Source organism: Micromonospora sp. ATCC 39149, assembly GCF_000158815.1.
Taxonomy (GTDB): Bacteria; Actinomycetota; Actinomycetes; order Mycobacteriales; family Micromonosporaceae; genus Micromonospora.
Genome location: NZ_GG657738.1, coordinates 6,339,475 through 6,340,610 on the forward strand (window position 1 = coordinate 6,339,475; position 1,136 = coordinate 6,340,610).

The window sequence follows — 1,136 nt, forward strand, 5'->3', positions numbered from 1 at the left end:
CGGGCTCGGTGCCGGCACCGGCGCTCCCGGCCGACGCGTTCCCCCTGGCCGCCTGGCGGGCGGCCTGGCGGGAGGCCAGTTACCCGGCCACCGGCCGGCGAGGCGGCGCATCTCGGTTCACCGGCGCTGCGCGAGGCGATCGCCGGGCACCTGCACCGGACCCGCGGGATTCTGGTGGACCCCGCCGACGTCGCGGTGACCGTCGGGCTGCGGCAGGCGTGCTGGCTGCTGTTCGAGGCGATCGCCGTCCGCGACGGCGGTCCCGCCACCGTCGCGGTGGAGCAGCCGGCCCCGGCGTATCCGGCCGTCGCCGCCCGACAGGTCGGCTGGCGGATCGAGGCGCTGCCGGTCGACGACCACGGCGCCCTGGTCGGTCGATTGGCCCGGCCGACCGGGCCGCGCTGCGCGCTGGTGTTCGCCGAGGGAAATCACCCGCTCGGCACGGTGCTGTCCGCCGCCCGGCGCCGGGAGCTGCTGTCCTGGTCGGACCGCACCGGCGGCTACGTCGTGGACGTGTGCTCCGAACGGGACGGCATCGGCACCGGCCTGCCGCTGCCCGCGCTGTACGGCGGCGACCGGGTCGCCGTGGTCGGCGTTCTCGGCGATGCCCTGGTCCCGCACGGCCTCAGCTACCTGGTCATGCCCCGGGTGCTGGGGCCCGTGATCGCCGGGTTGGCCGGTCACGACGACGCCCACGTCGACAGCACGACCCAGGCGGCGTTCACCCGGCTGCTGCGCGACGGCACCCTGGCCCGCCGGGGCGCCCGGGTCGCCCGGGTCTACGCGCGGCGCCGCGAGGAGCTGCGCGCCGTGGGTTGCGCGCTCCCACGCCCGGCCCGGCTGCTGGTGGGTTCCCGCGGCCCGTTCGCGACGATCCGGCTGCCCCGGCAGGTCGTCCAGCCGGTGACGACGCAGCTGGCCGCCCTCGGTGTGCGGGCGGCACCGCTCGCGGGTCTCTACCAGGTCGACCCGGAGGCGGCCCCCGCCGGCCTGGTGTTGGACGTCGGCCAGCTGGCCGACAAGAAGGTGTGCCGGGCGGTGCGCACCTTCGAGAGCGTCCTCACCTATCCCGGCTGAACCGTCCGGGGCTCAGCGGACACCAGCCGGCCGGTGCGGTGACCGGCGGTGTCGCGGCG

The 1,136-nt window shown here is 77.2% G+C and carries 1 protein-coding gene; it reads left to right on the top strand.

Annotation, left to right across the window (positions count from 1 at the left end):
- Window positions 1-174: 174 nt before the first annotated feature.
- Window positions 175-1,077: a hypothetical protein gene (locus MCAG_RS35970; RefSeq protein ID WP_036375526.1), complete on the top strand. Its 903-nt coding sequence runs from the start codon at window positions 175-177 to the stop codon at window positions 1,075-1,077.
- Window positions 1,078-1,136 lie beyond the last annotated feature (59 nt).